The organism is Polaromonas sp. P1_E3 (genome assembly GCF_056405935.1).
Window position 1 is genome coordinate 1 of the sequence record NZ_JBFUBD010000390.1, and the last position, 2456, is coordinate 2456.

At 64.7% G+C, this 2456-nt stretch carries 2 protein-coding genes; one reads left to right on the plus strand and one right to left on the minus strand.

Going from position 1 to position 2456, the window contains the following annotated elements:
- Positions 1-1464: DEAD/DEAH box helicase (locus AC1D0Z_RS19640; RefSeq protein WP_477659856.1), on the plus strand; the 1464-nt coding region annotated here is incomplete at its 5' end.
- A gap of 201 nt (positions 1465-1665) precedes the next feature.
- On the opposite strand, the gene AC1D0Z_RS19645 is transcribed toward AC1D0Z_RS19640, so the two are convergent.
- On the minus strand, positions 1666-2456 hold a 791-nt coding region (locus AC1D0Z_RS19645), incomplete at its 5' end, for an NAD(P)-dependent oxidoreductase (protein ID WP_477659857.1).

Sequence of the window (2456 nt, forward strand, 5' to 3'; positions counted from 1 at the left end):
GACCCGACCAGCCCACGCAACTTCAAGGCAGCCACGCCCGGCGCGCTGATCCTGTGCCCGACGCGTGAATTGGCCCAACAGGTTTGCGCCGACGCCATCGACCTGGTTCGCCATTGCCGCGGCCTGCGCATTGCCAACGTGGTGGGGGGTATTCCTTACCAGCTGCAAATTGCCAAGCTGCAAAATGCCGACCTCGTGGTGGCCACCCCCGGCCGCCTGCTCGACCTGCAGCGCAGCATGCAGATCAAGCTGGACCAGGTGCAGTTCCTCGTGGTCGACGAAGCCGACCGCATGCTGGACCTCGGCTTTGCCGATGACCTGACCGAAGTCAACCAGCTCACGATCGAGCGCAAGCAGACCATGATGTTCAGCGCCACGTTTGCGCCGCGCATCATGCAGTTGGCCACGCGCGTGATGCGCCAGCCGCAGCGTGTTGAAATCGACTCGCCGCATGAAAAGCATGCGTCGATCACCCAGTCTTTGCTGTGGGCCGACAACATGACCCACAAGCGCAAGCTGTTGGACCATTCGCTGCGCGACACCACCATGAACCAGTCGATCGTGTTTGCCTGCACCCAGGTTGAATGCGACGGCCTGGCCAATGACCTGGTGCAGGAAGGTTTCAGCGCTGTGGCGCTGCACGGCGCGCTGGRCCAGGGCCTGCGCAACCGCCGCCTGATGGCTTTCCGCGATGGCCGCGTCCAGATCCTGGTCGCGACCGACGTGGCTGCCCGCGGCCTGGACGTTCCGTCGATCACCCACGTGATCAACTACGGCCTGCCGATGAAAGCCGAAGACTACGTGCACCGCATTGGCCGTACCGGCCGTGCCGGTCGCGAAGGCCAGGCGATCACGATTGCCGAATTCCGCGATCGCCGCAAGATCCAGGACATCGAGCACTACATGCAGCAGAATCTCAAGCCCAGCGTGATCGCCGGCCTGGAGCCGCAGCAGCGCTTTGCCCCGACCTCCGATCGCCCACGCGGCAACTTCGGTGGTGACCGCGGCGACCGCGGTGGCCGCAGCTTCGGCGGCGGTGGTGGTGATCGTGGCGGCTATGCCGGCCGCAAGCCGGCAGGTGGCTTTGGTGGTGGTAACGGTGGTGGTTTTGGCGGCGGTGCTGGCGGTGGCGGCTTCGGCGCACCCCGTCACAACGACCGCGACGACCGTGCTCCCTTCCAGGGGCGCGCTCCTGGACCACAAGGTGGTTATGGCGACCGTTCCGGTTTCAATGACCGTGGCCCACGCCGTCAGGATGACCGCGGCTTTGGTGGTGGCGGCAACAACACCGGCTTCGCGCCGCGTGAAGACCGCAACTTCGGCGCCCGCAACGAAGGCTTTGCTCCGCGCCCTGACTTTGCCAATCGCAAGCCCGGCGGCTTTGCCAAGCCAGCTGGCAAGGTATTTGTGCCCCGTGATGCGGCCAAGAAGTCGGGCAAGTTTTCCAAGCCGGCGCGTGACTGAACGTTAGAGGCGGTCCCCGGTGACCGCCCCAGAAAAATGCCGCTGCGGAGCAATCTGCAGCGGCATTTTTCATGGGCGATGTCAGCGCAAATAATGTAGGATTGCTATATATTTAATAGCTGCTTGCGCTTGTTGGAACTGACTTGCGGGCCATTTTATAAAAATAGCAGGGTGCCTGTGTGCCCGCATGGGCGGCAGAAGTCAGCTCATGCCGTTGCGGCTGGCCAGCTCGACAAACAGCGCCGACTGATCGAGGTCGGTCAGGCCGTTTTCAACACCTTGGGCATAGAGCTTTTCAAACAGCGCCGTCACAGGCGCTTCAAAGCCGATCTCCTGCGCGGTGGCCAGCGCGTTGCGCATGTCCTTGAGTTGTATGTCCATGCGGGCGCGCGGCGCGAAGTCGCGCTCCAGCATGCGCTGGCCGTGCAGTTGCAGCACGCGGCTGTCGGCAAAGCCGCCGGTAATCGCTTCCTTGACCTTGGCCATGTCGGCCCCGCCGCGCGCGGTGAACAGCAGCGCCTCGGCCACCGCGCCTATGGTGATGCCCACAATCATCTGGTTGGCCAGCTTGGTGAGCTGGCCGCTACCGTGCGGGCCCACGTGGACAGCATGGCCGAAATGCCTGAGAACGGGCAGAGCGCGGGCGAAGTCTTCCGCCTTGCCGCCGGCCATGATGGCCAGCGTGCCGCTTTGCGCGCCACCCGGGCCGCCTGAGACCGGCGCATCGACGTGGGCGATGCCCAAGGCACCCAGGCGTGCCGCATGGTCGCGCGCTTCACGGGGCTGGATGGAAGCCATGTCCAGAAAAAGCGCGCCCCGCTTCATCGCGGCGGCCACGCCTTGTGTGAACAGCACGTCTTCCACCACCGGGCCGCTTTCGAGCATGCTGATGACGATGTCGGCAGCGGCCACTGCGGTGCTGGCTTGCGTGTGGACTGCGGCGCCCAGCGCTGCCAGCGGGCCGGCCTTGCCCGGCGTGCGGTTCCATGCCT